The sequence below is a fragment of the Psychroserpens mesophilus genome, from assembly GCF_050617655.1.
Lineage (GTDB): Bacteria > Bacteroidota > Bacteroidia > Flavobacteriales > Flavobacteriaceae > Psychroserpens > Psychroserpens mesophilus_A.
Map to the genome: position 1 here is coordinate 1 of NZ_JBODQC010000565.1, position 231 is coordinate 231.

General features: G+C 70.1%; 1 protein-coding gene. It reads left to right on the forward strand.

What is annotated here, in order from left to right; translation table 11 throughout:
- On the forward strand, positions 1-231 hold a 231-nt coding region (locus ACRHNM_RS18440), incomplete at both ends, for a type II 3-dehydroquinate dehydratase (protein WP_431138077.1).

The following is a 231-nucleotide window of genomic DNA, read 5'->3' on the forward strand; positions in this document are numbered from 1 at the left end:
ACCGGTTCCGCCAGACTGCCGCCCTTTCCCGTCTTCCGGATCCCATGGCGAAGCTGCTGGTCCTGCACGGCCCCAACCTCAACCTGCTCGGCACCCGCGAGCCGGAGGTCTACGGCCACACCACGCTGGCCGACATCGACCAGGCCCTGGCCAGCCAGGCATCGGCCGCCGGGCACGCGGTGGAGAGCCTGCAGTCCAATGCCGAGCATGTGCTGGTGGACCGCGTGCAGG